We start from the raw sequence: 354 nt of genomic DNA on the forward strand, positions 1-354 counted from the left end.
AGACGATACCGTGCTGGTGAAATGGCGCTACAGCGCGTTTCATCGCTCGACGCTGGAGGAGATGCTGAAAGAGACCGGTCGCGACCAGCTGATCATCACCGGCGTTTACGCCCATATCGGCTGTATGACCACCGCCACCGATGCTTTCATGCGCGATATCAAACCGTTCTTTGTCGCCGACGCGCTGGCAGATTTCAGCCGTGAAGAGCACCTGATGGCGCTGAAATACGTTGCCGGCCGCTCCGGCCGGGTGGTGATGATCGAAGAGCTGCTACAGCTCCCAGCATCGAAAGCGGCGCTGCGCGCGCTGATGCTGCCGCTGATCGACGAATCCGTTGAACGTCTGGATGATGA

The 354-nt window shown here is 59.0% G+C and carries 1 protein-coding gene; it reads left to right on the forward strand.

Going from position 1 to position 354, the window contains the following annotated elements:
* Positions 1 to 354 (forward strand): isochorismatase family protein (locus tag PL640_RS25760; RefSeq protein ID WP_271363899.1); only part of this gene is annotated, 354 nt, incomplete at both ends.

It is taken from the genome of Agrobacterium sp. ST15.16.024 (assembly GCF_027956545.1).
GTDB classification, from domain to species: domain Bacteria; phylum Pseudomonadota; class Alphaproteobacteria; order Rhizobiales; family Rhizobiaceae; genus Agrobacterium; species Agrobacterium cucumeris.